Source organism: Bradyrhizobium sp. Ses1, assembly GCF_059512365.1.
Genome location: NZ_JCAMOQ010000056.1, coordinates 20,648 through 45,061 on the forward strand (window position 1 = coordinate 20,648; position 24,414 = coordinate 45,061).

General features: G+C 62.5%; 20 protein-coding genes and 1 tRNA gene. 11 read left to right on the forward strand and 10 right to left on the reverse strand.

What is annotated here, in order from left to right; genetic code table 11:
- Nucleotides 1-4: 4 nt before the first annotated feature.
- From AC5ZG5_RS38450 to AC5ZG5_RS38465, 4 genes are all read right to left on the reverse strand, one after another.
- The gene (locus AC5ZG5_RS38450; RefSeq protein ID WP_456642788.1) at nucleotides 5-712 is read right to left on the reverse strand and encodes an ROK family protein; all 708 of its coding nucleotides are present in this window, start codon (nucleotides 710-712) and stop codon (nucleotides 5-7) included.
- Between the two features lie 27 nt (nucleotides 713-739).
- Entirely contained in the window at nucleotides 740-1,885 is a 1,146-nt protein-coding gene (gene tal / locus AC5ZG5_RS38455) for a transaldolase (protein ID WP_456642787.1), read from the reverse strand.
- Entirely contained in the window at nucleotides 1,830-2,522 is a 693-nt protein-coding gene (locus AC5ZG5_RS38460) for an HAD family hydrolase (RefSeq protein WP_456642786.1), read from the reverse strand. Before AC5ZG5_RS38460 ends, tal begins: the two co-directional genes overlap by 56 nt.
- Before the next feature lie 103 nt (nucleotides 2,523-2,625).
- Nucleotides 2,626-3,246 carry a histidine phosphatase family protein gene (locus AC5ZG5_RS38465; protein ID WP_456642785.1) on the reverse strand — a complete coding sequence of 207 codons (621 nt, stop codon included), beginning with the start codon at nucleotides 3,244-3,246 and terminating at the stop codon, nucleotides 2,626-2,628.
- Nucleotides 3,247-3,715: 469 nt separating this feature from the next.
- On the opposite strand from AC5ZG5_RS38465, the gene AC5ZG5_RS38470 reads away from it, so the two are divergent.
- The 3 genes from AC5ZG5_RS38470 to AC5ZG5_RS38480 all read left to right on the forward strand — a co-directional run bounded on the left by AC5ZG5_RS38470 (nucleotide 3,716) and on the right by AC5ZG5_RS38480 (nucleotide 8,281).
- Nucleotides 3,716-5,881 carry an amylo-alpha-1,6-glucosidase gene (locus AC5ZG5_RS38470; protein ID WP_456642784.1) on the forward strand — a complete coding sequence of 722 codons (2,166 nt, stop codon included), beginning with the start codon at nucleotides 3,716-3,718 and terminating at the stop codon, nucleotides 5,879-5,881.
- A 101-nt stretch (nucleotides 5,882-5,982) separates the two neighbouring features.
- Nucleotides 5,983-7,803 (forward strand): glycoside hydrolase family 15 protein, encoded by a 1,821-nt coding sequence (locus AC5ZG5_RS38475; RefSeq protein ID WP_456642783.1) that lies wholly within the window; start codon nucleotides 5,983-5,985, stop codon nucleotides 7,801-7,803.
- Nucleotides 7,804-7,816: 13 nt separating this feature from the next.
- Nucleotides 7,817-8,281 (forward strand): HEAT repeat domain-containing protein, encoded by a 465-nt coding sequence (locus tag AC5ZG5_RS38480; protein WP_456642782.1) that lies wholly within the window; start codon nucleotides 7,817-7,819, stop codon nucleotides 8,279-8,281.
- 80 nt (nucleotides 8,282-8,361) lie between these two features.
- Here the strand turns inward: AC5ZG5_RS38480 and AC5ZG5_RS38485 are convergent, their stop codons facing one another.
- The gene (locus tag AC5ZG5_RS38485; RefSeq protein WP_456642781.1) at nucleotides 8,362-9,897 is read right to left on the reverse strand and encodes a sensor histidine kinase; all 1,536 of its coding nucleotides are present in this window, start codon (nucleotides 9,895-9,897) and stop codon (nucleotides 8,362-8,364) included.
- Nucleotides 9,894-10,613, reverse strand: a complete 720-nt coding sequence (locus tag AC5ZG5_RS38490; RefSeq protein WP_456642799.1) for a response regulator — start codon at nucleotides 10,611-10,613, stop codon at nucleotides 9,894-9,896. Before AC5ZG5_RS38490 ends, AC5ZG5_RS38485 begins: the two co-directional genes overlap by 4 nt.
- Nucleotides 10,614-11,421: 808 nt before the next feature.
- Here AC5ZG5_RS38490 and AC5ZG5_RS38495 point away from each other — a divergent pair.
- The 4 genes from AC5ZG5_RS38495 to AC5ZG5_RS38510 are packed head-to-tail and all read left to right on the forward strand — an operon-like array spanning nucleotide 11,422 to nucleotide 16,249.
- Entirely contained in the window at nucleotides 11,422-12,357 is a 936-nt protein-coding gene (locus tag AC5ZG5_RS38495; RefSeq protein WP_456642780.1) for a helix-turn-helix domain-containing protein, read from the forward strand.
- Nucleotides 12,300-12,971 carry a 2Fe-2S iron-sulfur cluster-binding protein gene (locus AC5ZG5_RS38500; protein ID WP_456642779.1) on the forward strand — a complete coding sequence of 224 codons (672 nt, stop codon included), beginning with the start codon at nucleotides 12,300-12,302 and terminating at the stop codon, nucleotides 12,969-12,971. Before AC5ZG5_RS38495 ends, AC5ZG5_RS38500 begins: the two co-directional genes overlap by 58 nt.
- 3 nt (nucleotides 12,972-12,974) lie before the next feature.
- Nucleotides 12,975-13,961 carry an FAD binding domain-containing protein gene (locus AC5ZG5_RS38505; protein ID WP_456642778.1) on the forward strand — a complete coding sequence of 329 codons (987 nt, stop codon included), beginning with the start codon at nucleotides 12,975-12,977 and terminating at the stop codon, nucleotides 13,959-13,961.
- Between the two features lie 11 nt (nucleotides 13,962-13,972).
- Complete coding sequence (locus tag AC5ZG5_RS38510; protein ID WP_456642777.1) at nucleotides 13,973-16,249, forward strand: molybdopterin cofactor-binding domain-containing protein; 2,277 nt, start codon at nucleotides 13,973-13,975, stop codon at nucleotides 16,247-16,249.
- A gap of 177 nt (nucleotides 16,250-16,426) precedes the next feature.
- On the opposite strand, the gene AC5ZG5_RS38515 is transcribed toward AC5ZG5_RS38510, so the two are convergent.
- From AC5ZG5_RS38515 to AC5ZG5_RS38525, 3 genes are all read right to left on the reverse strand, one after another.
- A tRNA-Val gene (locus AC5ZG5_RS38515) sits at nucleotides 16,427-16,501 on the reverse strand.
- Nucleotides 16,502-16,608: 107 nt separating this feature from the next.
- A complete protein-coding gene (locus AC5ZG5_RS38520) occupies nucleotides 16,609-17,895 on the reverse strand; it encodes a coiled-coil domain-containing protein (RefSeq protein ID WP_456642776.1) in 1,287 nt (428 codons plus the stop codon).
- Between the two features lie 117 nt (nucleotides 17,896-18,012).
- Nucleotides 18,013-18,618, reverse strand: coding sequence for a DUF1134 domain-containing protein (locus AC5ZG5_RS38525; protein WP_028165514.1), 606 nt, complete (start codon nucleotides 18,616-18,618; stop codon nucleotides 18,013-18,015).
- 110 nt (nucleotides 18,619-18,728) lie between these two features.
- Between AC5ZG5_RS38525 and AC5ZG5_RS38530 the strand changes: the two genes are divergently transcribed.
- Nucleotides 18,729-19,235 carry a YHS domain-containing (seleno)protein gene (locus tag AC5ZG5_RS38530; protein WP_028165515.1) on the forward strand — a complete coding sequence of 169 codons (507 nt, stop codon included), beginning with the start codon at nucleotides 18,729-18,731 and terminating at the stop codon, nucleotides 19,233-19,235.
- Between the two features lie 10 nt (nucleotides 19,236-19,245).
- Here AC5ZG5_RS38530 and cysQ read toward each other — a convergent pair whose 3' ends face one another.
- A complete protein-coding gene (gene cysQ / locus AC5ZG5_RS38535) occupies nucleotides 19,246-20,070 on the reverse strand; it encodes a 3'(2'),5'-bisphosphate nucleotidase CysQ (RefSeq protein WP_456642775.1) in 825 nt (274 codons plus the stop codon).
- A gap of 140 nt (nucleotides 20,071-20,210) precedes the next feature.
- On the opposite strand from cysQ, the gene chpT reads away from it, so the two are divergent.
- From chpT to AC5ZG5_RS38550, 3 genes are all read left to right on the forward strand, one after another.
- On the forward strand, nucleotides 20,211-20,855 hold the full coding sequence (gene chpT / locus AC5ZG5_RS38540) for a histidine phosphotransferase ChpT (RefSeq protein ID WP_028165517.1): 645 nt from the start codon (nucleotides 20,211-20,213) through the stop codon (nucleotides 20,853-20,855).
- Between the two features lie 292 nt (nucleotides 20,856-21,147).
- Nucleotides 21,148-23,886 (forward strand): hybrid sensor histidine kinase/response regulator, encoded by a 2,739-nt coding sequence (locus tag AC5ZG5_RS38545; RefSeq protein ID WP_456642774.1) that lies wholly within the window; start codon nucleotides 21,148-21,150, stop codon nucleotides 23,884-23,886.
- Between the two features lie 28 nt (nucleotides 23,887-23,914).
- Nucleotides 23,915-24,385, forward strand: a complete 471-nt coding sequence (locus AC5ZG5_RS38550; protein WP_130228842.1) for a chemotaxis protein CheW — start codon at nucleotides 23,915-23,917, stop codon at nucleotides 24,383-24,385.
- The last annotated feature ends 29 nt before the right edge of the window (nucleotides 24,386-24,414 follow it).

Below are 24,414 nucleotides of genomic sequence, written 5' to 3' on the forward strand. Positions count from 1 at the left end.
CCTGTTAACGCGCTATGGCGGCTTGCGCAGTTTGTTTGCGCGAGCGAGTGATCTTTCCCTTTGGCGGGCCTTCCCACATTCGGAAGCCACCCTTGAATGCGTTGGCATTATCCCCAAGCCGGCACAATGGCGGCAGTTCTTTCAATAGTTTGGCGTTGCCGCCGCCCAGCACGACGTCCTCCGGCTGGAGTGCCGCAATCAGATATTCAACGACATCTTCGACATGCTTCCGCCATGCTTTCTTGCCGAACTCCTCCAGCGCGCGGGCGCCGACATAGTCCTCATAGACCCGCTTCTTGTAGGGTAAGTGCCCAAGCTCCATCGGCTGCACGATGCCATCGATGACCATCGCCGAGCCGAGTCCCGTTCCGAGCCCGAGGAACAACATTTTGCCGCCCCCGTAGCTGCCGAGCGCCTGCATCGCCGCATCGTTGATGACTTTCGTCGGCAGTTTGAATGCCGCAGCGAAGTTGAAGCCCATCCAGCCTTTTCCCAGATTATGAGGCTCCGCCATTGGGCGGTCATGCACAACCGGGCCCGGATAGCCAATCGAGACGAAATCATATTCCCAGCCGTCGGCGAGTTTCTCGACGCTCGACACCATCTGCCGGGCCGTCAGGGTCGGCCCGGAGTCAATTTCTCGCCTTACTTTTTCGCCGGAGGCAAGGATCTTGACGTGGGTGCCGCCCACGTCAACGACCAGTATATCCATTGCGAGGACCTTCGTCTCGATTGCAACCTAGCTTGCCTTCTTGAGCACCTCGGTTTTGGCAGAGATGACGCCCAGCAGCTCGTTCCAGGATTTGACAAACGACTTGGCACCTTCGTCCTGCAACGTTGCTGCTAGCGCTTCGACATCGACGCCGGCCTTTGCAAATTGCGACAGCACCTCTTCGGAGTCGCCGCCATCGGCCGCCAACATCTCTCCGACGTCTCCGTGGTCGGCGAGGGCCTTCACCGTGCTTTCCGGCATGGTGTTGACCGTGAGCGGCGCGGCCAGCGCCTTGATGTACAGGACGTCGGATGCCGCGGGATCCTTGGTTCCGGTGCTCGCCCATAGCAGGCGCTGTGGCCGCCCACCCTCGTTGTAGATACGCCGCGAGCGTGAGGAGCCGAGCAATTCGCAGGCTGTCTTGTATGTTCGTTTCGCGATTGCGATACCCAGCTTGTTGTGTAAAGGCGCGGGAACCTTGTTGGCGACGGCGGCATCCCAGCGACTGACGAAGACCGACGCAACGGAGCCAACATTTGGATTCAGACCGGCTGCAATGCGCCGCTCGATGCCCCGCAGATATGCCTCCGCCGCGGCGCGGTAGTGCTCTCGGCTGAACAACAGGGTCACATTCACGGGCACGCCGGCGAAAATTGCCTCTTCGATGGCGGGCAACCCTTCCCTGGTGCCGGGTATCTTGATGAAGAGGTTGGGGCGCTTCGCCTGTGCGTGCAAATCCCTGGCGGCTGCGATTGTGCTGGCCGTATCATGTACAAGGAGTGGCGAGACCTCGAGCGAGACCCATCCGTCTACACCATTGGTGCGGTCCCAAATCGGGCGGAACAGGTCGGCTGCCTGCGCTAGATCTTCGATCGCTAGTTCGAAGAATAGCGGCTCACCCGACTTTCCCTCGTTCAGCTTGCTGCGGATCGCAGAATCATAATGTGAGCTGTTCTTGATCGCGTGATCGAAGATTGTCGGGTTTGATGTGAGCCCCGACAGCGACAAGTCGGCAATGTAGCGCTTTAAAGTGCCACTCGTCAGCAGGTCACGGGTGATGTTGTCGAGCCAAACGCTCTGTCCGAGCTCGTGGAGCTTTTGCGTTGCCTTCATTGCTTCACCTCCGCACAGCTTCGAGTCGAGGGAGAGCCGCAAGCAGGCGACCCAGATCATAGTCGAGCAGGTCTCCGATCCGGTCCACCGTCACGTCCGGTGTGGCGAAGGAGGCGAGCGCCTTCGCGTCATGCGCATATTGTCCCTGTCGGGGAAAAACGGTGGTGACGCGACTGCCCCAGGCTTCCTTGACCGCGGCGAGGATTCGCGGCTTGTCGTCTATCAGGACGTAGTGCAGTGCCGGATAACGGGACTCGACATCGTCGAGCGCGAGTTCCTTGTGGATGTAGATCAACACGTGCGAGTTCACGGCCTCTGAAAGGCCGGAGCGCTCAACCTTGCGCGGTTGAAAAACAACGTCGCCATCAGTGAGAAGGACGGTCGGGCCCCACTGACGCAGTCGTTCGAGCACATCCAGCGATCCCGGGTACAGACGATTGGCGAACGGGTAATCGACCAGGAACGAAGACATTGACAACAGATGCATGTCCTGCGGGTGTTCGACACGGTACCGCTGCAGTGCACCGAGATAGTCTCGATACCCCAGTTCGACAAACAGGTCGTCGAGAATTGCCCAGTACCGGTCGCGACAGGCGGCACCGTACTGGCGCTCGAGATAGGCCTTGATGTCAGCCTGGATGTGGTCGTTGTCGAGAAGCGTATTGTCGACGTCGACCAGAAAGACGACCTGATTCATCGGTCTTACCCTTACGCAACTCTCTGCAATATGCTCAGCGTGCGCGCCTAACACGCGCGGGTCATATTCAAGATTATGTTACTCCAACGGGCGCTTCTAAATCTCAACGCGCGAAGGCTGGTGCGAATCGACCCTCGACGTGTCTGGTGTCATTCCACAGCCGGATCACTGGTTCTGACTGATCGTGTTCGTACCCAAGTATGCTTAGGCTTGCAGTGTCGAGCGTGAAGAATCGTCCGGCCTCCGCATCGAGACCTAACCAGCGTGCCGCCAAAACTCGGAGAAAATGTCCGCTCGAGAACAATAACACGTTCCCAGGGACGTTGCGAACGCGCTCCACGATGCGGTCGGCCCGGGCGCCGACTTGATTGGGTGTTTCTCCTCCCGGACAGCCGTCGCGAAACAATTGCCAGCCGGGACGCTCTTCGTGGATCTCCTTTGTGCGACGCCCCTCGTATTGGCCGTAATTCCATTCCACTAGATCGCGGTCGGGTTTCGCTTCGACGCCGAAGCCAGCCAACTCAGACGTCCGGACCGCTCGCTTCAGGGGGCTCGTGAACACTTTTGCGAAAGTGAAACCCTGCAACCGCGAGCCCAAACTCTGCGCATTGAGTTCGCCGCGCTCGGTGAGAGGCAAATCTGTGAGGCCGGTATGCTGGCCTGAGAGGCTCCAGGCGGTCTCGCCATGCCTTGCAAGGCAAATGATCGGAAGGACGGCGCTCATGGTCTCGCCCCTTCAGCTTCGTCCTCCCGGCGCGTGCGGCGGAAAGAACACTCGTACTAGGGCATCTCTATCGTCAACGCCGTATCAAGGCGCGTCCGCACCCACCAAGTGGTAGCGCGACTTCTTCGGAGAAGCAACGACCAGCCGTCCAGTGTTACGACAGTTCGCCACTAAAGGGATGTAGGTCTGAAGCGCTGACCTATTCGCTATTAGGCATTTGCGATTGCGACTTGAGTTCTTTGAGCCAGCGCGTGCGCGGACATAAGATCCCCACCGAGCCAGAGGGGAGACAAGGCATCGTTCGTTCTTGTCGGAAACCGAAATCCGGCTGGCAGATGAGACCGAAACGCGTAATGCTTCTGCCTTAACAATGCTTCCGCCTTATGGGAGAAGCTTGCAGCCTCATCTGGTTGTTGTTGTTGCCATTGTTGTGATCGCGGCACCAAGCGGCTGAATTCGCGAGCATCCTATGCCATTTAAGGTTCAGGTTGGTCCACATCAAATCTCGATCCATCAGGGGCAAACAGTGCTGGTCAGCGAACCAGACGGACAAATCAACTGGCCAACCGAAAAGGGACTTTATTTCTTTGATACAAGAGTAATCAGCAGCTGGGCCGTCTACGCAAATGGTGAACCTTGGGATCTTCTCAATGGAGGTTCCATCACCCACTATGCGTCCCGAATTTATCTTACGAACACCAGGATTCCTACCGCCGACGGCTTGATCCCGCCGCGCACGCTCGGTTTTGTGATCAGCCGCTATATCAATGGCGGGATGCACGAAGATCTGGACATTACAAATCACGGCACGAAGCAGGTACGCTTCCAGCTCGAGATCGCGATACGGTCGGATTTCGCCGACATTTTCGAGGTGAAGTCGGGCGATATTGTGCGCCGCGGGCGGATCACCACGACATGGTCGTCGGCGAAGCGGGAACTTCGCACATGCTATCGCAACAGCGATTTCGTCCGCGCGGTAACCGTTGCTCCTGTACATCGCCAGAGCGAAATCGAGTACGCTAATGGCCGGCTGAGCTTCGAAATCAGCCTCGAGGCGGGCGAAGCCTGGCATTGCTGCTTGCTCTATGCGTTGGAGGATGGCGACCGACACTTCGCTGCACCGGACGCATGTGTGCACAACCATGAACGAACCCGCCACGCCGAGGCGCTCTCGGACTGGCTGCAATCGGTACTGCAGATCCGCTGCAGTAACGAGGAGTTCTACCGCCTTTATCGCCAGGCGCTGGAGGACATGGCGGCGCTTCGGCTACCGATCGCCGGCACCGATCACATGGTGTTCCTGCCTGCCGCCGGCTTGCCGTGGTTTGTGGCTCCGTTTGGCCGGGACAGCTTGATCGTGTCGCTACAGAACATGCTGATCTATCCAGATTTCGCCCGTGGAACGCTCGACATCCTGGGCGCGCTCCAGGCGAAGGAACCGGACGATTACCGCGACGCTGAGCCGGGAAAGATCCTGCATGAAATCCGCTACGGAGAACTCGCTCATTTCAAACTGATTCCGCACACGCCATATTACGGCACGGCCGATGCGACGCCGCTCTATCTCATCACGCTGCATGCGGCCTGGCGGGCAACGGGCGACAAGGCGCTGTTGGATCAGCATCTTGAGACCGCGGAGGGATGCCTGTCCTGGATAGACAAGCACGGTGATAGCGACGGCGATGGATTCCAGGAGTATCAGACCCGCTCTCCGGTCGGCTACGAGAATATGGGCTGGAAGGATTCCGGAGACAGTGTGGTTCATCCTGACGGGTCGCTCGTCAAGGGACCGAAGGCGCTCTGCGAGTTGCAGGGCTATGTCTATGACGCCTGGCTGCGCATGGCGGAAGTGTTCGATGAACTCGGCAAGACACGCCGTGCCGCGGATCTGCGCAGCAAAGCCGCAGCGCTTTTCAAACGGTTCAACGAGACCTTCTGGGATGAGGAGTTGGGTTTCTACGCCCTGGCGCTGGATGGCGAAAAGAAAAAGGTTCTTACGGTTGCCTCCAATGCCGGCCATTGCTTGTGGTCAGGCATCGTTCCGCAGGAACGCGCCGGAAAGGTCGTGCAACGTCTCATGGCATCGGACATGTGGAGCGGTTGGGGCATCCGCACGCTGTCGGCCTCGAACCCAGCGTTCAACCCATATAATTACCAAACCGGGTCGGTCTGGCCCCACGACAATGCCGTTATCGCTCTCGGCTTTAAACGATATGGATTCCACGCAGAGGCCGCAAGGGTCGCACGCGATATCAGCGATGCTGGAAGCCACTTCCTGTCCAATCAGTTGCCAGAGCTCTATACGACGATCGAGCGTGATCGAAGAAGCTTTCCCGTTCAATATCTTGGCGCCAACATCCCACAGGCCTGGGCAGCGGGGTCGGTCTTCGCGTTTCTGCAGGCGATACTTGGGTTCGCGCCGGACGCTCCGAAGGGAAAGCTGTACGTTGATCCATCTCTGCCGCAATGGTTGCCCGATCTGACTGTACTCGATCTGCGTCTCGGTACAGGGTTATTCGACATCCGTTTCTGGCGCGATGGCGATGAGACGCGCTTTGAGGTCCTGCGAGGCGCTCCAGGAGCCGTCCAAAGGAGGCCCTTCGGTGCACGGCTGGAATTTCCACGTTCAGCGTAGAACGCTGTGCGATGCGCATCGAATCAACGCAAGGCACGGCCGGCGGAACGCCTCCGAGTATTTTGGCGTTGCCGCGTCGAGCGAGCGGAGGAGACGAGATCATGGGCTACAAGCCAATCGAGTCCTACGGCGTCATCGGCGACCTGCACACGGTTGCCCTGGTCGGCATCGACGGCTCCATCGACTGGTGCTGCCTGCCGCACTTTGACTCGCCGAGCGTCTTCGCGGCGATCCTCGACGACCAGAAAGGGGGCTCATTCCGCATCGCCAGTCTCTACGAGGCGCAGCACAAACAGATGTACATGCCTGACAGCAACGTCCTGGTGACGCGCTTTCTTAGCGACCAGGGCGTCGGTGAGGTCGTGGATTTCATGCCGGTCCAAGGCTCGCGCGAGACCAGAAAGATCCACCAGATCGTCCGGGTCGTGCGGGCGGTGCGCGGGTCGGTCCGCTTCCGGCTCGACTGCCGGCCGGCTTTCGACTTTGCCCGCCGGCCCCACCAGGTCGTCCTGGAAGGCCGGGGAGCGATCTTCGAGGCGCAAGGCATGAAAGTCTCGCTGGTCAGCCGCTTCCCGCTTGGTCGGCAGGGCGACGGCGTCGCTGCCGAGTTCGTCCTCAACCCCGGCGAGACGACCACGTTCATCCTCCGCCAGGTGGAGGAGAACGGCCACGACACCGTTCATGACGGCGTCCTGCTCGAGGCGCGGCTGGTCGGCACGGAGGCGCTGACGCAGACCTTGGCCTTTTGGCGGCAGTGGCTGAGGAAGTGCAACTATTCAGGTCGCTGGCGCGAGATGGTCAACCGCTCGGCGCTGGTGTTGAAGCTGTTGACGTTCGCGCCGACCGGCGCGATCGTGGCGGCGCCGACCTGCGGGCTGCCGGAAGAGATCGGTGGGGTGCGCAACTGGGACTATCGCTATACGTGGGTGCGCGACGCCGCTTTCACCAACTACGCTTTCCTGCGCCTGGGGCTGACGTCGGAGGCAGAGCAGTTCATGGCCTGGTTGGAGCAGCGGGCCGTCGAGGGCGCCCGGGGCGAGCCGTTGCAGACGATGTATCGCATCGACGGCGGACACGAGCTGCCCGAGGAGGTCCTCGATCACCTCGACGGCTACCGCGGCTCACGCCCGGTGCGAGTCGGCAATGCCGCTGTCGGCCAGCTACAGCTCGACATCTACGGCGAGCTGATGGACGCCGTCTACCTGTACGACAAGTATGGGACGCCGATCGCCTATGACTTCTGGTGCCACCTGCGCAAGATGCTGGACTGGGTGGCGAACAACTGGGAGCGAGCCGACGATGGCATCTGGGAGGTGCGTGGCGGGCGGCAGCAGTTCGTGTACTCCAAGGTGCAGTGCTGGGTGGCGCTGGACCGAGCGATCCGCCTTGCGCAGAAGCGGAGCCTGCCGCTGGACCGCACCCACCTGGCCGTGGAGCGCGACCGCATCTACGAGGCCATCATGACGCGCGGCTGGGACACCGAGCGGCAGACCTTCGTGCAGCACTTCGGCACCAACGCGGTGGATGCATCCAACCTGATCATGCCGCTCGTCTTCTTCCTGTCGCCGACCGACCCCCGCATGCGTGGGACGCTGGATCGGACCATGGCGGAGCTGGTCTCCGACAGCCTGGTGCACCGCTACGAGATCGGCAGAGGAGCCGGCGACGGTCTGACCGGGAGCGAGGGGACGTTCAATATGTGTACGTTCTGGCTGGTGGAAGCGCTGGCCCGGGCGGGCCGCGCCGAGGAAGCCCGCTTCATCTTCGAGAAGATGCTGACCTACGCCAACCACCTCGGCCTGTACGCCGAGGAGACGGGTCCGTGTGGCGAAGCGCTGGGCAACTTCCCGCAGGCATTCACTCACATCGGGTTGATAAGCGCCGCGTTCAACCTGGACCGCCGGCTCGGCGTGGGTCCTTGAGTAGGGACGGGCCATGAGCGCGCAGGTCGCTTACATAGGGACTTCCGTCCCAGAGTGGGTGAGGGAGCTTTCGAGCACCGATCCGCTCCGGCGCCGCCTCGGCGCATATGCCCTGGGCGAGATCGGCCCCGCGGCAACCGAGGCTGTGTCCGACCTCGCTGCGGCCCTCCAGGACCCGGTTGGGTTCGTGCGCGTCTGGGCGGCGGCGGCACTCGCCCGGGTGGAGCCGCCGGGGGGAGCGCCGGTCATCGTCCTCATCGCGGAGTTGGGCAATGAGCTTGCCTTCGTCCGCAGCCTGGCGGCCTGGCACCTCGGACGCCTCGGTCCGGCCTTCCCGGGGATCGAACAAGCCATTCTGCCGCTCCGACAGCTAGCGGACGATCAGGATCCGAGCGTGCGGGTGGAGGCGGCGCTAGCGCTGGGGATGCTTGAGGGGAAGGGCGCCCCGCCGCCGGAGCTGAAATCCCTGTGCACTTGAGGCTCGGGCGGCATCGCCTCGCGCGGATTTTGTTCGCGCGCCTCCAGCAATTCTTTTGACGCGGGCGGAATGCTTGGATTTTACTTGAGGTAGACGCTCACGGTGCGGGTTGCCGGTTCGAGAGCGTTGATATTGTCCTTCACTCCTGCGGCCGCGACCCGGACCCCGATGGGAGGAGGTCCGCTGTTGGGAGGAGCTCCGCTATCCAGCGGTGGCAGGCTGATGGCCGCGCGCAGTCCCTTCTGCTGGTTGATCAATGTGATATCTCCGCCATGGTGGCGCACGATGGTCCGCGCAATAGAAAGACCAAGACCGACGCCTCCAGTTTCGCGATTCCGCGAATTTTCCATCCGAAAGAAAGGCGTAAAGACCTGCTCCTTGGCGCTGTCCGGAATACCGGGGCCATCATCGGAGACGATGATTTCGATGCTGTCTGCTCGCCTCTCCACGCTGACCCGCGCCCGCTCGCCATAACGGATGGCATTTTCGACGAGGTTGCGGCACGCGCGGCGCAGCGCGTCTGGTCGGCAGCTATAGCTGATCTTCGTCCCCTCCGAGAACGAAACATCGTAGCCGAGCTCGGCGAGATCGTCGCAAAGACTTTCCACGAGAGCTGAGAGATCCACCGTACGCGTGGCTTCTGCGGTCGCCTCCTCGCGGGCGAATGCGAGGGTTGCCTCCGTCATCGTCTGGATCTCCGTAATCGTGGAGAGCATTTTCTCCCGCACTTCCTGATCGGGCACGAACTCTGCACGCAAACGGAGTGAGGTCAGAGGTGTGCGCAGATCATGGCCGATGGCGGCCAGCATTCTGGTTCGATCGTCGACGAAACGATGCAGGCGCGCCTGCATGCGATTGAATGCCTCGGCCGTACGCCGGATATCGTCGGGGCCGGTCTCCGGCAGCGGTACGATCTCCTGACCGCGGCCAAGGGCTTCGGCCGCCTCGGCCAGGCGACGCAATGGTTGCGCGATGCCGCGCGCGGCGAATACGGCAATGATCGACAACAACAACGCCGACAGGCCGAGCGTTACGGTGGATTGGGAAGTCCAGAAGCCGTCTTGCGCGGGTTTGGCAAATGCAGTGTTCAGCCATGCGCCGCCTGCCAACTGCACGGCCAAACCCATGCCGGTGGCGTCATCGAGATAGAGAAACTTCGCTGGCCGGGACAGTGGCCAGGCTTCCGGCTTTAGATCGATCCATTGCGAGGAGGTGGCGCTGCTACTACTGGCCGAATTTCGGACGAAATCCGGTCGCACCTCGAGGGGCGCACGGTGGCCGGGAAAGGTTACGCGTGGCAATGGCTGTGCCAAACGCTCCCACGCCTCCTCTCGCCAGGCCGGGGCATCCTTCAGGCCGTTGGTCGATATCCAATATCTCGCTGAACTGGTGTTGCTGGCGTTCAGGATATCCGACTGAAGCGCTGGAGGCGTCGCCTCCAAGACCCGGGCAAGCGAGGCGCACCGGCTGAATATCTCGCCCTTGGCGGCCTTCCGGATCGTCTGCCCGTGCTCATCCCAGGAAATGAAGAACACAACCGCTTGCGACAGCATCAGCGACAGCAGCGTGAAGCAGATGAAACGGGCCGCCAGGCTGCGCTTCCATAAGCTCATCATGGCTGCTCGACCTGCGCAACGAGGCTGTATCCACCACCCCAGTGAGTCTTGATCAACGCTGGTACTTTCGGGTCGGCCTCGATCTTCTTCCGCAAACGACTGACCTGATTGTCAATGCTCCGATCGAACGGATCGGCATCTCGGCCGACCGTCAGGTCGAGGAGCTGATTGCGGCTGAGCACCAGGCCGGGATGATCGAGAAAGGCGCAGAGGAGCCGAAACTCTGCCGTGCTGAGCGGGACAGCAACGCCATCGTGTCCAACCAACTCGCGCCGGCTGACGTCAAAAGTCCATCGATCGAAACGTACGACCTTGGTCGCGAGCCGGCCTTTCTGCGGCGGCAGGCTTTGGACTCGGCGAAGCACCGCTTTGATACGGGCGAGGAGTTCGCGGGGATTGAACGGCTTGCATACGTAGTCATCGGCGCCCATTTCGAGGCCGACGATCCGATCGGTCTGCTCCACCATGGCAGTCAACAGGATGACGGGGAGCTCCGTGGTGCTGCGGAGATGGCGGCAGAGAGACAATCCGTCCTCGCCCGGCATCATGACGTCGAGAACCACCAGGTCAAAAGCACTTCGTTCGAGCAGACGGCGAAGTGCGGCGGCGCTCTCCGCAAGGCTGATGCGGTAGCCATGTTGCATCAAGTATTTGCCGACCAGATCGCGGATGTCGCGATGATCATCCACGACGGCGATGTGCGGTGCCGAGTCCATCCAGTTGCTCCGTTCCACATCATACCGAAGTCCAGCGCCCAACCCACCGGAAAAGTGTAACAGAATGTATCGGTCGTGTAGGGTTGAACCCGTTTTAAGTACAAGCAGTCGCAGAATCCGGTCCCCGGTGAGCCACTTTGTCGCAAAGTCGTATGGCTCAGGACTTGATGCAGTTCCGCAAAGCCGGATTGAAAGCAAGGTGATTGAAGAGGAGCGGACAGAAGCACGGCTCCAACTTGTCGCGAACTATGCAGTGCAGCGTTCCTGAGACAGATCGCGACAATTGCCGGTAATGGTCGGCAAAGTTCTGCGACAACCAGATCCCATCGTGCGCACGTTCGACAAGGCAGGAGCGCTGCATGTGCGTTGCGATCGATGTTGTTTCTGGCAGGGTAGTTCCCGAAAGCTCGAGGGGCTCCTCAGCCGAGAGCGATGAAGACTACCCCACACGGAAGGGACCGATTTCTTGCAGATCCGCATTTCGGATAAGTTGGCTGCTCGTCTTCGTGTTGCGCAATGCGTCTACCTCAACGACGCCCCTCGATCTGACGTATGGCGCAAATAGCACAGCCATTTCACGCCTCGTGACGGAGGACGACCGTTTGACTTCCGAGCGAGATCTCAAGTTCGTATGCGGAAGTGCCCGAATTCACTTCGGCCGTTTCGATGAGGCCAAGCGAATTGAGTTGATCAAGGAAAGGTACATGCCATGGCTTTGACCCCGATGATCGGAGAGGGGGAACTCCGCGTCACAGATGAGACCCGATCGGGGCCACCGGATACATGCTCATGGCTTGATGGTGCAATCGTGTTCGACCATCGCCGCTGGTCCTGCCGGGAAGCCGAGCTAACCTGGACAGCGCCCTCGCATCTGATCGTGCTGACCCATACAGGCAACACCGCGCGAACGCGGATTTCGTGCTCCGGCGAACTCGTCTATGATGGCCGGGACAGGCCGGGCGCGCTCTCCTTCATCCCCGCAGGTGTCGAGCGCTCCGGCAGTTATTGCGAGTCGGATCTCGTCTACTCCGCCCTTTGGCTCGATCACGCTCGGCTCGGATGCGAGCGTTCGGCGGAGACGTTACCAATATTGGTCAATCGCGCCGATGCGGTTGTCGCTGCGCTGCTGACGGCGCTGCATAACGACGTTGCATTCGGCGGCAAGCCGGACACTGCTTATGTCGAGCATCTCGCCGCCATTGCGATGCATCGGGTCATGGCGATCGACGGTGGCAAACCCCGTCCAAGTGCACATGGCGCGCTCGGCAAGGCGACGCTCCGCAGGATTGAGGAGTATGTCGAGGAGCACCTCAACGGGGAGATCAGGCTGAGCGATCTCGCGGCGATCGCAGACATGGAGATTGATTCCTTCGCGCGCCGCTTCAGGACGGCGATCGGAATGGCTCCCTATGCCTTTGTGATTGCGCGGCGGATTCGCCGCGCCGAGCAGCTTCTTGCGGATTCCGACCACGAACTTGCGCTGATCGCGGCCACACTAGGCTTCTCCAGCCAGAGCCATTTCACCACGGCATTTAAACGCGAGCGAGGCATGACGCCCCGAGCCTACCGGCAACAGCTTTTTTTTCCTGAATCCTGCAAGAGCGCCGGAATCGTGAAAGAACGCCCCAGTCGGCGCACCTATGTTGCGTTGAGCACGCACGGGGTGCGCAAGGGAGCGAGCTCGACATGGCCGACTGCAGAGACCGACGCCCGACCGATGACGGGCCGACACGAAGGACCGTGATTCAGGGGGCCGCGGCAGCTACGGCGCTGCTCACTGTTGGGATAGCTGACGCCGCGCCGGCGTTCGCTCAGTCTAGCGGTCTTCTCGAACCTGCAGCCGGAACGAAGAGAATCCCCTTAAGTCTGATCATCAACGCCAGCCCGACTGCAGTCGAACTCGATCCGCGCACCACGCTGCTCGATGCGCTGCGCCATCAGCTTGGTCTGACCGGATCCAAAAAGGGCTGCGACCACGGTCAGTGTGGCGCCTGTACGGTCCTGATCAACGGCAGGCGGATCAACTCGTGCTTGACGCTTGCGATCATGCATCAAGGCGACGAGATCACGACAGTTGAAGGGTTCGCGCAGGGCGAGGCGCTGCATCCGATGCAGGCCGCGTTCATCGCGCGCGACGGCTTCCAGTGCGGTTATTGCACGCCGGGCCAGATCTGCTCGGCCGTCGGCATGCTGAACGAAGCCAGGGACGGCTGGCCGAGCCATGTCACGGGCGATCTCGTTGCGCAGACCACGCTGAGCGATGCGGAAATTCGCGAGCGCATGAGCGGCAATCTCTGCCGTTGCGCCGCCTATCCCAACATCGTCGCGGCCATTCGCGATGTCGCCGGGAGGACCTGAACGATGAAGCCGTTCACCTATGAACGCGCAGCCGGCCTGCGCGAGGCGGCCGCCGCGGTGGCCGCGCGTCCCGGTACAAAATTCATCGCCGGCGGCACCAATCTCATCGACCTGATGAAGCTGGAGATCGAGCAGCCGATACATCTCGTCGATATTAACCGCCTGCCACTGCGCTTGATCGAGGAGACGCCGGAAGGCGGCCTGCGTATCGGGGCACAGGTTCCCAATAGCGATCTCGCGGCCGACATCCGGGTGAGAAGGCGCTACCCGCTGCTTTCGCAGGCGCTGCTCTCGGGTGCCTCCGCCCAGCTACGCAACAAGGCCAGCACTGCCGGCAATCTGCTGCAACGTACGCGCTGCCCGTATTTCTATGAACGCGGCATGCCGTGCAACAAGCGCGACCCCGGCTCGGGCTGCAGCGCGCGCGGCGGCTTCAACCGGCTTCACGCGATCCTCGGCGCCAGCGAGGCCTGCATCGCGGTCCACCCATCGGACATGGCGGTGGCCATGACCGCGCTCGATGCGCGCGTCGAGACGATACAATCCGACGGCCGCACACGCGTCTTTCCGCTTGGCGAACTGCACCGCCTGCCGGGAACGACGCCGCACATCGAGACCACGCTCGCCGCCGGCGAGATGGTTACCGCTGTGATCTTGCCGCCACCGCCGCCGGGTCGGCAGCTCTACCGCAAGGTCCGCGACCGCGCGTCCTACGCTTTCGCCCTGGTCTCGGTCGCGGCAATTGTCGACGTCGCCGCCGGACGCGTCCGCAGCGCGCGCATCGCAATGGGCGGCGTTGCACCCAAGCCTTGGCACTCTGCCGAAGGCGAGCGTGCGCTTGCCGGGCGGGCCGCGGGCGACGAGACCTGCGCTGCGGCCGCCGATGCGGCTCTTTCCGGCGCGCGCGCCGAAGGCCACGCCGCCTTCAAGATCGAGCTGGCGCGGCGCACGCTGCGCCGGACGCTCGCTGAAGCCGCCCAAGACGTTTGAGGTACAAGACGATGGCTAAAGACTACATCGTTCAGACGACATCGCGCCCCGGCGCTGCCACGGCAATCGGCCAGCCCGTGGACCGTATCGACGGAGCGCTGAAGGTCACGGGGAGGGCACGCTATGCCTACGAGCACAGGCTCGATCGAGCGGCGGCCTTTGGCTACATCCTCGGTGCGAGCATCGCCAAGGGACGTATCCTCGAAATCGATACCGGCGACGCCGAGCGCGCACCCGGCGTCATCCTGGTGATGACGCACAGGAACGCACCGAGCCAAGCGGCCTTCGGTCCGGCTGTCACGCCAACTGTGCCGGAGGTGTTCACGCGGGCCCGGCCGGTGCTGGCGAGCGAGCGCATCCGCTATCATGATGAGCCGGTCGCGCTGGTCGTCGCCGAGACCTTCGAGGAGGCGCGAGAGGCAGCGAGGCTGATCAGGCTGCGCTATGCGAGCGAACCGGGCGCGTTCGATGCCGCAGCGCCGAATGCCGAAATCTACCGGCCCGAACGTACCAATGCCGGCTTTCCCACGGACTCGATACTTGGCGACTTTGACCGCGCTTTCGCAGAGGCGCCGGTCAAGCTCGACGCCGTTTATGCGACGCCGTTCGAGAGCCATAATCCGATGGAGCCGCATGCGGCCATCGCCGAATGGGATGGGGACCGACTGACCGTCCATACTTCGGCGCAGACGCTGGCGAATATCCAGGCCGGCTTGGCCAATACGCTGCGCATCTCGCCGCAGAATGTCAGGGTCATCAGCCCCTTCATCGGCGGCGGCTTCGGTGCCAAGTTGATCGTTCATCCCGAGACGGTCTGCGCCGCACTGGCCGCGCGCGTTCTTGGCCGGCCGGTCAAGGTCGCTCTGACGCGACAGCAAATGTTCGCCAATGCCGGCCATCGCCCGGCAATGAAACAGCGGATCAGGCTCGGCGCGGACCGCGATGGCCGCCTGACCGCGATCGGACATGAGGTCACCTCCTCGACATCCCGGTTCGAGGAGTTCACTGAGCAAAGCGCGGTGCCGACGCGCGCGCTCTATGCAGGGGCGAACCGCCGTACGACGCACCGCCTCGTACGCCTCGACACCAATCGTGGTGAATGGATGCGGGCGCCCGGCGAAGCATCTGGCCTGCTCGCGCTCGAATGCGCAATGGACGAACTTGCCGAACAGCTCGGCCTCGATCCGATCGAATTACGCATCCGCAACGAGCCGGAGCGCGATCCGGAGCGCAACGTGGCCTTCTCCAGCCGAAACCTGATCGCGTGCATGCGCGACGGGGCCGAGCGCTTCGGCTGGCGTGATCGCCCGGTGAAGCCCGGCAGCCGTCGGGAAGGCCGCAAGCTGATCGGCTATGGCATGGCAGCCGCAATCCGCGCCAATTATCTCGGACCGGGCTCAGCACGCGTCGCCATCGATGCGCGGGGGCAGGTCACGGTGCAGGCTGACATGACTGATATCGGTACCGGCACCTATACGATCCTGGCGCAAGTCGCGGCCGAGCGGCTGGGCGTACCGCTCTCGGCCGTCAAGGTCGAACTCGGCGACAGCAGCCTACCGCGCACCGCCGGTTCGGGCGGCTCGTGGGGCGCATCGAGTTCGAGCACGGCGGTTCACAATGCCTGTCTGATATTGCGGGAGCAGATCGCGTCCGCAGCCGCATCGCATGAACGTTCACCCTTGCATGGCGCGAACATTTCGGAAGCTCGTTTCGAGGGCGGCAAACTCCACCTCGGCTCACGCTCGGAAAGCCTCGGCAGTCTTCTGGAGCGGATCGCACCGGACGGATTAATGGCCGAGGGTTCTGCGGCCCGCGGAGAAACCTATCGCACCTATTCCCAGCATGCGTTCGGCGCGCATTTTGCCGAGGTCGCGGTCGATATCGACACGGGCGAACCACGGCTGCGGCGCATGCTTGGCGTCTTCGCCGCCGGGCGCATCCTCAATCCGAAGACGGCGCGTTCGCAAATGATCGGCGGCATGATCTGGGGCGTTGGGGCGGCGCTGATGGAAGAGACCGTACTCGATCCTCGCCATGGTCATTTCGTCAACCACGATCTCGCCGAGTACCATGTGCCCGTGCATGCCGATATTCCAAGCGTCGAAGCCGTCTTCCTCCCCGAGGAGGACGACAAGGGCAATCCGCTTGGCGCCAAGGGCATCGGCGAGCTCGGCAACTGTGGGGCAGGAGCTGCAGTCGCAAATGCGATCTATAACGCTACCGGTGTGCGTGTCCGCGACTTTCCGATCACGCTCGACAAGATCTTTCCCGAACTGCCCGTCGGCTGAACTCCGCTCGAACTATATATTCGTCGGAATAGGCATTGATTTTGCCGGCAAATCATATGGTGGCGGAGCGATTCTGGGCAACCGCGCCATACCGACGTGCCCCTATTGTACCCGAGCTCTCTTGGGGTACATCGTTAGGGAACTAGTCCGCTAAGTCGTTGACTTTTAAAAGGTTAATGGTGGACGCACAAGGGATCGAACCTTGGACCTCTCCCGTGTGAAGGGAACGCTCTCCCGCTGAGCTATGCGTCCGGGATCTCGGCGCGGAAGCCGGAAACGGCCTTTCGGCCGGAGCCGCGATTTACGAAGGGCAGGGGCGGGGTGTCAAGCCAAAGCCGACCCCAAAGCGTGAAAGAGCTTTATGCCCCCTGCTGGCGGGCGCGGGAAGCGTGGGATTGCAGCGCTCGGATGCGTTCGGCGAGCGTTCCGCCGCCTTCGGGCAGACCGCTTGCGGCGGGCACACCATTGGCAGCTTTCGGTCCCGCCTTCGGTCCGCCCTTGGCCGGGACCGCCGGCTCCGCGGCCAGCATGGCCTCGATCGGCGAATCCGGCCCTTCGAGCTGGATCGCCAGCTTTGCTACTTCGGCGGCAATGTCGTTGATGCGCTCGCGCAGCAGCGCGTTCTCCATGCGCTCGGTCGCCCAGGAGTTCTCCGCCTGTTCCTGGATCGCGTTGATGTCGCGCTGCAGCTTTGACCGCTCGTCGCTGATGATGCGGAGCTGTTCTTCCAGAGCGGCCTTCTCGCTTTTTAGCTTTTCAAGGGCCGGCGATTTGCCGCCATTCATCGCCGCGCGCAGTTCCTTCACGGTGCGCTCGGCTGCCTCATTGGCCTGCCGGAGCTGGTTGTTCTCGAATTCCCGTTCGGCCAAGAGCTTGCCCTGGCTCGCAAGCCGCCCCTCCAGTTGGTTGACGCGGTTGCCGAGGATCTGGGCTTCATTGACCTTGACGCTCAATTGACGGTCGAGGTCGGTGACGCGCTGGTTCAGACTCTCGGCCCGGCTTCGCGCCTCCCCGAGCTCGCGGGTCGCGGCTTCGGATGCGCTGCGTTCCTCGGCCAGGCGGGCCTGGGTGGCGGCGAAGTCCCTTTCAGCGTCGCTGACCCGGTCCTTCAATTCCTCGATCTGGGTGCGGACGGAGATCAGCTCGATCTGGCGGCTATCCGCCGCCATCGAGCGGTCGTTCAGGTCGGCATTGATCTTGCCGAGCTCGCTCTGCTTGTTCGTCAGCGCCTGCTCGACGGCGCGCAACTGCTCGGCCTTGGCGGCGAACTCCTCTTCGGTGGCGCGGGCCTGATCCTTCATCGCCTTTTCGCGCGCCTCGAGCGCGAAGATCGCGGCGTTCTTTTCGCCGAGCTCGATCTTCATGCGGTTGATCGCGTCGGTCTTCTTGCCGAGTTCGGCGAGCTGGCTCGTGGTCTTGCTCTTGAGCTGCTCGACGCTCATTTCGAGCCGCCGCGCCGACATCGCGAATTCCGCGCGCAACTGGTCCTTGTCCGCCTGGATCTCGGCCATCGACAGCGGGGTTGCGGCCTCGATACGCCGGGTCGTCAGCCGCACCGCCCGGTTATGCACCAGCGGCACGATCATCAGACCGCACAGCATCGAGACCAGAAAACCGATCGCCAGATACATGATCGGTTCGACCATGAATGGGTTACTCCCGCGATAATAATTCGTTAATCACAATGCCACGGGCGGCCGGCAAAATGCCAGCCAAATGCCCGTCCGTGGTGAGGGATTCACGTCAAGGCGTTAACGGCGGGGTCAGAACGGGTTCCAGGTCGCGCGCGGGGTGTATTTCAGGTAGCCGACATTGGCACCAAGCCTGAGCCCGATGCCGGAACGGATCGGCACCAGCACGATGTTGTTGGCCGTCAGCGCGGTCATGCCGAAACCGCCGACGATGTAAGCCGAGCCGTCGATGCCGACGAAGCGCTGGTAGATCGCTTGCGTGGAGGGCAGGTTGTAGACCAGCGTCATGGTGCGGGCACCATCGCCGCCCCAGTCGAAGCCGACCGAGGGCCCCTGCCAATAGACCCGCAGATCGCCGGCATTCTTGGTGTAGAGCGTGCCTTCCCCATAGCGCAGGCCGGCGACGAAAGCGCCAGAGCCTTCTTCGCCGAGCACGTAGCCATTGGGCAAACCCCATTGGCTGACCGCGCGTTCGATGACGGAGGCAAGCCCGCGCGAGACGTTACCGAAGAATTTGTGGCCGGCGGTAACAAGTTCGTCTGGCCCATAGGTGCTCGGACCGGGCTCGCGCTGCGGCGGCGGGTATTGCGGCGGCGGGGCCTGCTGGGCGGCAACCGGCGCAATCCAGCACATCAGCGCAGCGAGCGCTGCCGCGGCAAGGCGTGATGCGAAACTCATAAAGAACCCCTGCGATCGAAATTCTGGTCGCCGCCTTAACCTGACGCCAACAAGGTCGGCTCTAGCTTGCGCCCAGTGTCCCCTCGATTCCAATGTTATCGATATCAACTATGACGGTACAACGGCAGGAAATATACCGCCGGCGCCCCGGAATAGCCTTTTTCATCTTCGCCGTCGGTCTTTTAGCTTTGATCGGCAATGATTCGGCAGTCCGGGCTGCCACGACCGAGCGGGTGGTGGTCAATCACTATTCCGGCCTCGCCATCGAGGGATTCGACCCAGTGGCATATTTTACCGATGCCGCTGCCCTTGAGGGTTTGCCGGACTTTGAGGCTGCGCAGGCAGGCGCGGTCTGGCGCTTCCGCAATGAAGGCAACCGCGCCTCCTTTGTCGCTCATCCGGAAATCTACGGTCCGCAATTCGGCGGCTATGACCCGGTCGATCTCGGCCGCGGCGTCACCTATGCCGGCAATCCACGATTTTGGGCGGTCGCCGGGCAGCGGCTCTATCTGTTCGGCCGGGAGGACAATCGGGACGCCTTTGTCGCCGATCCCCAACGTTTTTTGAAAGATGCCACCGCCCGCTGGCCGGAGTTGGAGCAGACGCTGGCGCAGTAGTTGCCCGCCTCTAAGGGGCGGCTGCGGGATCGCCCCAGGCAATGAATTCCGGCACGATAAAGTCGTCCCGCAGGCCGAAATGCAGTGCCGCTCCGTGCGAATCCGTGATCTTGCCGCCGGCGGCGGTGACCACGGCATGGCCGGCCGCGACGTCCCATTCGCAGGTCGGCGCAAGGCGGGGATAGATGTCCACCTTGCCTTCGGCCACCCGTCCGAACTTCACTGCGGAGCCGAGTTCGGCCCGCACCGCGCCGCTCCGCTGGGCGATGAAGGCCTCGGTGCGCGCATCGCCATGGGAGCGGCTGACCGCCACGGTCCAGGAGTTTCCGCGCGGCGGGTGAGGGCGGGTACGAATCGGTTCGACAACTGGTGGCGCGCCATCGCGAATGATCAACCGCTCCGCGCCATGGCCGACAATGCCGCGCCAGATCACGCCCAGGGCTGGCGCCCCGACGATGCCAAGCAGCGGCGTCCCTTCGGTCACCAGGGCGAGGTTGACCGTGAACTCGTTGCGGCCGGCGACGAATTCCTTGGTGCCGTCGAGCGGATCGACCAGGAAGAAGCTGTCTCTACAGGGCGGCCTCGCCAGACGCGTGCGCTCCTCGGAGAGCGACGGCACGTTTGGCGCAAGCCGCGCCAAGCCCTCGGCAACGATGCGGTCTGCCGCGAGATCGGCCTCGGTCACCGGCGAGCCGTCGCTCTTGCCCTCAACCTTCATGGCGCTGCGATTGACCGCGAGGATGGCCTCGCCAGCCCGCATCACCAGTTCCGTCAGTGGTTCGATCAGCGCGGCCGCGGCATTGCCGTCGATCCGGGGCGGGCATGCCTCATTCATAAGCGGTTCTCATCGGCTACTACCGTTCCCATCTCACTTCCGCCGCAAGCTGGCAGCATGCGCTTCCCCAGTGTATCAAATCCAAAAGCATGCGTGATTCGCTCCCGTCCGCGTGTATCGCGGCATTCCAGGAACACTTCATGTCTGGCACTTCGTCTCTCGGTCCCGCTCCCGATGCCCTCGAACTGGCGGCGCTGTTGTGCTCGCGCGTCTGCCACGATCTCATCAGTCCTGTCGGCGCGATCGTCAATGGCCTTGAGGTCATCGACGACAATCCGAAACCCGAGGACCGCGATTTTGCACTCGATCTGATCCGCAAGAGCGCCAAGACAGCATCTGCCCGCCTGCAGTTCTGCCGGCTTGCCTTCGGTGCCGCCGGGTCGGCCGGCGCGCAGATCGATCTCGGCGACGCGCAGGCCATGGCGAAGGGGCATATCGAGGACGGCAAGGTGACGCTGACCTGGAATCTGCCGCGGCTGCTCATGCCCAAGAATCGCGTCAAGCTGCTCCTGAATATGCTCGTGATCGCGCAGCAGACGATTCCGCGCGGCGGCACGCTGACGATCGATCCGGTCGGCGAGGGCGAGACGATGAGCTTTCGCATCACCTCGGCCGGGCTGAACGCCCGCGTGCCGCAGAACATCGTCGATATTCTCGGCAGCACGTCGGCGGCGGTTGATGCCCACGCGGTGCAGCCCTATTACACGCGGCTGTTGGCGCAGGCCTGCGGATTGACCGTCAAGCTCGCCCTCGAGGGCGAGACTGTGGTGGTCAGCGCGTCCTGACGAATTGCTGCATGATCTCACGGCGCGCAGGCCGCCCAAGAGATCATGCGCTAACAACGACGTAGAGCGCGATCGGAGGCGCGAAGCGAATGCGCCGCGCGCCGCGACAGCGGCCATAGCGTTAACCAATCGTTTGCAACTTGCCGTTGATTTCGATCTTTTCTTCTTATCTCTTTGTTGATCCCGTTCTTTTCCACATACTCAACCAAACTTAAACGCTTTGCATGGAAGCTGGTCCAAGTTCCGTAAGGCGCGTCGATGTCGCGTGCCGCTGCGTACGAAGGCCAGGTTCATGGACGATTTGATGCGAGAGTTTCTGACCGAGACCAGCGAAAGCCTGGACACGGTCGACAATCAATTGGTGAAGTTCGAGCAAGAACCGAACAACGCGAAGATTCTCGATAATATTTTTCGCCTGGTGCACACCATCAAGGGTACCTGCGGCTTCCTGGGGCTTCCGCGACTGGAAGCGCTGGCGCATGCCGGCGAGACCTTGATGGGCAAATTCCGCGACGGCATGCCGGTCACGGCGGAAGCGGTGACGCTGATCCTGTCGAGCATCGACCGCATCAAGGAGATCCTCGCAGGACTGGAGGCAACCGAGGCCGAGCCGGAAGGATCGGACGAAGACCTCATCGTCAAGCTGCACGAGATGGCCGAGCGCAGTTTCGAATCGATGGCGGCCGAGGCCAGTACCGAACCTGCCGCAGAGCCGGAGGCCCCTGTCATGGCCGCGCCGCCGCTGCAACCCGCGGCGACGGAGGGCACGCTGGTGGTACAGACGCTCGAGCGTCCGCTGCGTCCCGGTGAAGTCTCACTCGACGAGCTTGAGCGCGCGTTCCGCGAAACCGCCACCGAAGTGGCGCCGCCCCCGCCTGCTGCCGCGCCCGCAGCCAAGCCTGCCGCACATGAGCCGGCCGCAGAGGTTGCCAAGGAGAAGAAGGCACCGAGGAAGACGGCGGCCGCCGAAGACATGCACGAGTCCGACAAGGTCGCCAACCAGTCGATCCGCGTCAACGTGGATACGCTGGAGCACCTGATGACCATGGTCTCCGAGCTGGTGCTGACCCGCAACCAGCTCCTGGAGATATCACGCCGCAACGAGGACACCGAGTTCAAGGTGCCGTTGCAGCGTCTCTCGAACGTCACCGCCGAGCTGCAGGAGGGCGTCATGAAGACGCGCATGCAGCCGATCGGCAACGCCTGGCAGAAGCTGCCGCGCATCGTGCGCGACCTCTCGGGCGAACTCGGCAAGCAGATCGAACTGGAGATGCACGGCGCCGACACCGAGCTCGACCGCCAGGTGCTCGATCTGATCAAGGATCCCCTCACGCACATGGTGCGCAACTCCGCGGACCATGGTCTGGAGACCACGGCCGAGCGCGCGGCGGCCGGCAAGCCGGAGCAGGGCACCATCCGTCTCTCCGCCTATCACGAGGGCGGCCACATCATCATCTGCATCGCCGACAACGGCCGCGGTCTCAACACCGAACGGATCAAGGCGAAAGCTCTGGCCAACGGCCTCGTCACCGAGGCTGAGCTGGAGAAGATGACGGAAGCGCAGATCCACAAGTTCATCTTCGCGCCGGGCTTCTCGACGGCTGCGCAAGTCACTTCTGTTTCCGGCCGCGGCGTCGGCATGGACGTGGTGCGCACCAATATCGACCAGATCGGCGGCACCATCGACATCAAGTCGGTCGCAGGCGAGGGCTGCTCCGTCACCATCAAGATCCCGCTGACGCTCGCCATCGTGTCCGCGCTGATCGTCGAAGCAGGCGGCGACCGTTTTGCGATCCCCCAGCTCTCCGTCGTTGAACTGGTTCGCGCGCGGGCCAATTCCGAGCATCGCATCGAGCGCATCAAGGACACCGCCGTGCTGCGCCTGCGCAACAAGCTCTTGCCGCTGATGCACCTGAAGAAGCTGCTCAGGATCGATGACGGTTCGTCGAGCGATCCCGAGAACGGTTTCATCGTGGTGACGCAGGTCGGCAGCCAGACTTTCGGTATCGTGGTCGACGGCGTGTTTCACACCGAGGAAATCGTGGTCAAGCCGATGTCGACCAAGCTGCGTCACATCGACATGTTCTCCGGCAACACCATCCTCGGCGATGGCGCTGTCATCATGATCATCGACCCCAACGGCATCGCCAAGGCGCTCGGTGCTGCCGGCTCGGCCGCCCATGAGATGGCGGACGACAGCGCTGCGGCCCATGTCAGCGGCGAGCAGCTCACCTCGCTCCTAGTGTTCCGTGCCGGCACCAGCCAGCCCAAGGCGGTGCCGCTTGGCCTCGTCACGCGCCTGGAGGAGATCGCCACCGACAAGATCGAGCTCTCCAACGGCCGCTACATGGTGCAGTACCGCGATCAGTTGATGCCGCTGGTGCAGATGGCTGATGTCAATGTGCAGACCTCCGGCTCGCAGCCGATCCTGGTGTTCGCCGACGACGGCCGCTCGATGGGGCTCGTGGTCGACGAGATCATCGACATCGTTGAGGAGCGGCTGCACATCGAGGTCGCGGGCTCGCAGGATGGCATTCTCGGCTCGGCCGTGATCAAGGGCCAGGCGACCGAAGTGATTGACGTCGGTCACTTCCTGCCGATGGCCTTCTCCGACTGGTTCAGCCGCAAGGAGATGCGGCCGTCCTCCAACGCGCAATCGGTGCTTCTGGTCGACGACAGCGCGTTCTTCCGCAACATGCTGGCCCCGGTCCTGAAGGCCGCCGGCTACAAGGTGCGTACCGCGCCGAACGCTCAGGAAGGGCTGGCCGCACTGCGTTCGGGACAGGCGTTCGACGTGGTGCTGACCGACATCGAGATGCCCGAGATGAACGGCTTCGAGTTCGCCGAGAGCATCCGTTCCGATCAGCATTTGAGCGGCGTTCCGATCATCGCGCTGTCGGCGATGGTCTCGCCGGCCGCGATCGAGCGCGGGCGGCAAGCGGGCTTCCATGATTACGTCGCCAAATTCGACCGTCCCGGCCTGATCGCGGCGTTGAAGGAACAGACCGCCGAGATCAGGAAAGCGGCATAGGTTGAGTCGGGCACAAGGAATTGAAACGATGACCAGCAAGACCGACACCAGCGAAGGCACCATGGCCGAATACGTCACCGCCGTGATCGGCGGACAATTGTTCGGCCTGCCGATCTCACGCGTGCAGGACGTGTTCATGCCGGAGCGGCTGACGCGTGTGCCGCTGTCTTCCAGCGAGATCGCCGGCGTGCTCAACCTGCGCGGCCGCATCGTCACGGTGGTCGATATGCGCGCGCGGCTCGGCCTGCCGAAGAACGATGACGGCAAGCCGCCGATGGCGGTCGGCGTCGATCTTCGCGGCGAATCCTATGGCCTCTTGATCGACCAGATCGGCGAGGTGCTGCGGCTGCCCGATGACAGCCGCGAGGAGAATCCGGTCAACCTCGACCCGCGGATGGCCAAGCTCGCCGGCGGCGTCCATCGCCTCGACGGCCAGCTCATGGTCGTCCTCGATGTCGACCGCGTGCTCGAACTGATGCCGGATGCGAAGGCGGCCTAGTCTCCGCGCGATAGGCGGGCATGCCTATC

Bases quoted from the DNA above. Each gene is read 5' to 3' on its own strand.
- AC5ZG5_RS38450 (WP_456642788.1), bottom strand. From the start codon at position 712: ATGGATATACTGGTCGTTGACGTGGGCGGCACCCACGTCAAGATCCTT.
- tal (WP_456642787.1), bottom strand. From the start codon at position 1,885: ATGATCTGGGTCGCCTGCTTGCGGCTCTCCCTCGACTCGAAGCTGTGC.
- AC5ZG5_RS38460 (WP_456642786.1), bottom strand. From the start codon at position 2,522: ATGAATCAGGTCGTCTTTCTGGTCGACGTCGACAATACGCTTCTCGAC.
- AC5ZG5_RS38465 (WP_456642785.1), bottom strand. From the start codon at position 3,246: ATGAGCGCCGTCCTTCCGATCATTTGCCTTGCAAGGCATGGCGAGACC.
- AC5ZG5_RS38470 (WP_456642784.1), top strand. From the start codon at position 3,716: ATGCCATTTAAGGTTCAGGTTGGTCCACATCAAATCTCGATCCATCAG.
- AC5ZG5_RS38475 (WP_456642783.1), top strand. From the start codon at position 5,983: ATGGGCTACAAGCCAATCGAGTCCTACGGCGTCATCGGCGACCTGCAC.
- AC5ZG5_RS38480 (WP_456642782.1), top strand. From the start codon at position 7,817: ATGAGCGCGCAGGTCGCTTACATAGGGACTTCCGTCCCAGAGTGGGTG.
- AC5ZG5_RS38485 (WP_456642781.1), bottom strand. From the start codon at position 9,897: ATGATGAGCTTATGGAAGCGCAGCCTGGCGGCCCGTTTCATCTGCTTC.
- AC5ZG5_RS38490 (WP_456642799.1), bottom strand. From the start codon at position 10,613: ATGGACTCGGCACCGCACATCGCCGTCGTGGATGATCATCGCGACATC.
- AC5ZG5_RS38500 (WP_456642779.1), top strand. From the start codon at position 12,300: ATGGCCGACTGCAGAGACCGACGCCCGACCGATGACGGGCCGACACGA.
- AC5ZG5_RS38505 (WP_456642778.1), top strand. From the start codon at position 12,975: ATGAAGCCGTTCACCTATGAACGCGCAGCCGGCCTGCGCGAGGCGGCC.
- AC5ZG5_RS38510 (WP_456642777.1), top strand. From the start codon at position 13,973: ATGGCTAAAGACTACATCGTTCAGACGACATCGCGCCCCGGCGCTGCC.
- AC5ZG5_RS38520 (WP_456642776.1), bottom strand. From the start codon at position 17,895: ATGGTCGAACCGATCATGTATCTGGCGATCGGTTTTCTGGTCTCGATG.
- AC5ZG5_RS38525 (WP_028165514.1), bottom strand. From the start codon at position 18,618: ATGAGTTTCGCATCACGCCTTGCCGCGGCAGCGCTCGCTGCGCTGATG.
- AC5ZG5_RS38530 (WP_028165515.1), top strand. From the start codon at position 18,729: ATGACGGTACAACGGCAGGAAATATACCGCCGGCGCCCCGGAATAGCC.
- cysQ (WP_456642775.1), bottom strand. From the start codon at position 20,070: ATGAATGAGGCATGCCCGCCCCGGATCGACGGCAATGCCGCGGCCGCG.
- chpT (WP_028165517.1), top strand. From the start codon at position 20,211: ATGTCTGGCACTTCGTCTCTCGGTCCCGCTCCCGATGCCCTCGAACTG.
- AC5ZG5_RS38545 (WP_456642774.1), top strand. From the start codon at position 21,148: ATGGACGATTTGATGCGAGAGTTTCTGACCGAGACCAGCGAAAGCCTG.
- AC5ZG5_RS38550 (WP_130228842.1), top strand. From the start codon at position 23,915: ATGACCAGCAAGACCGACACCAGCGAAGGCACCATGGCCGAATACGTC.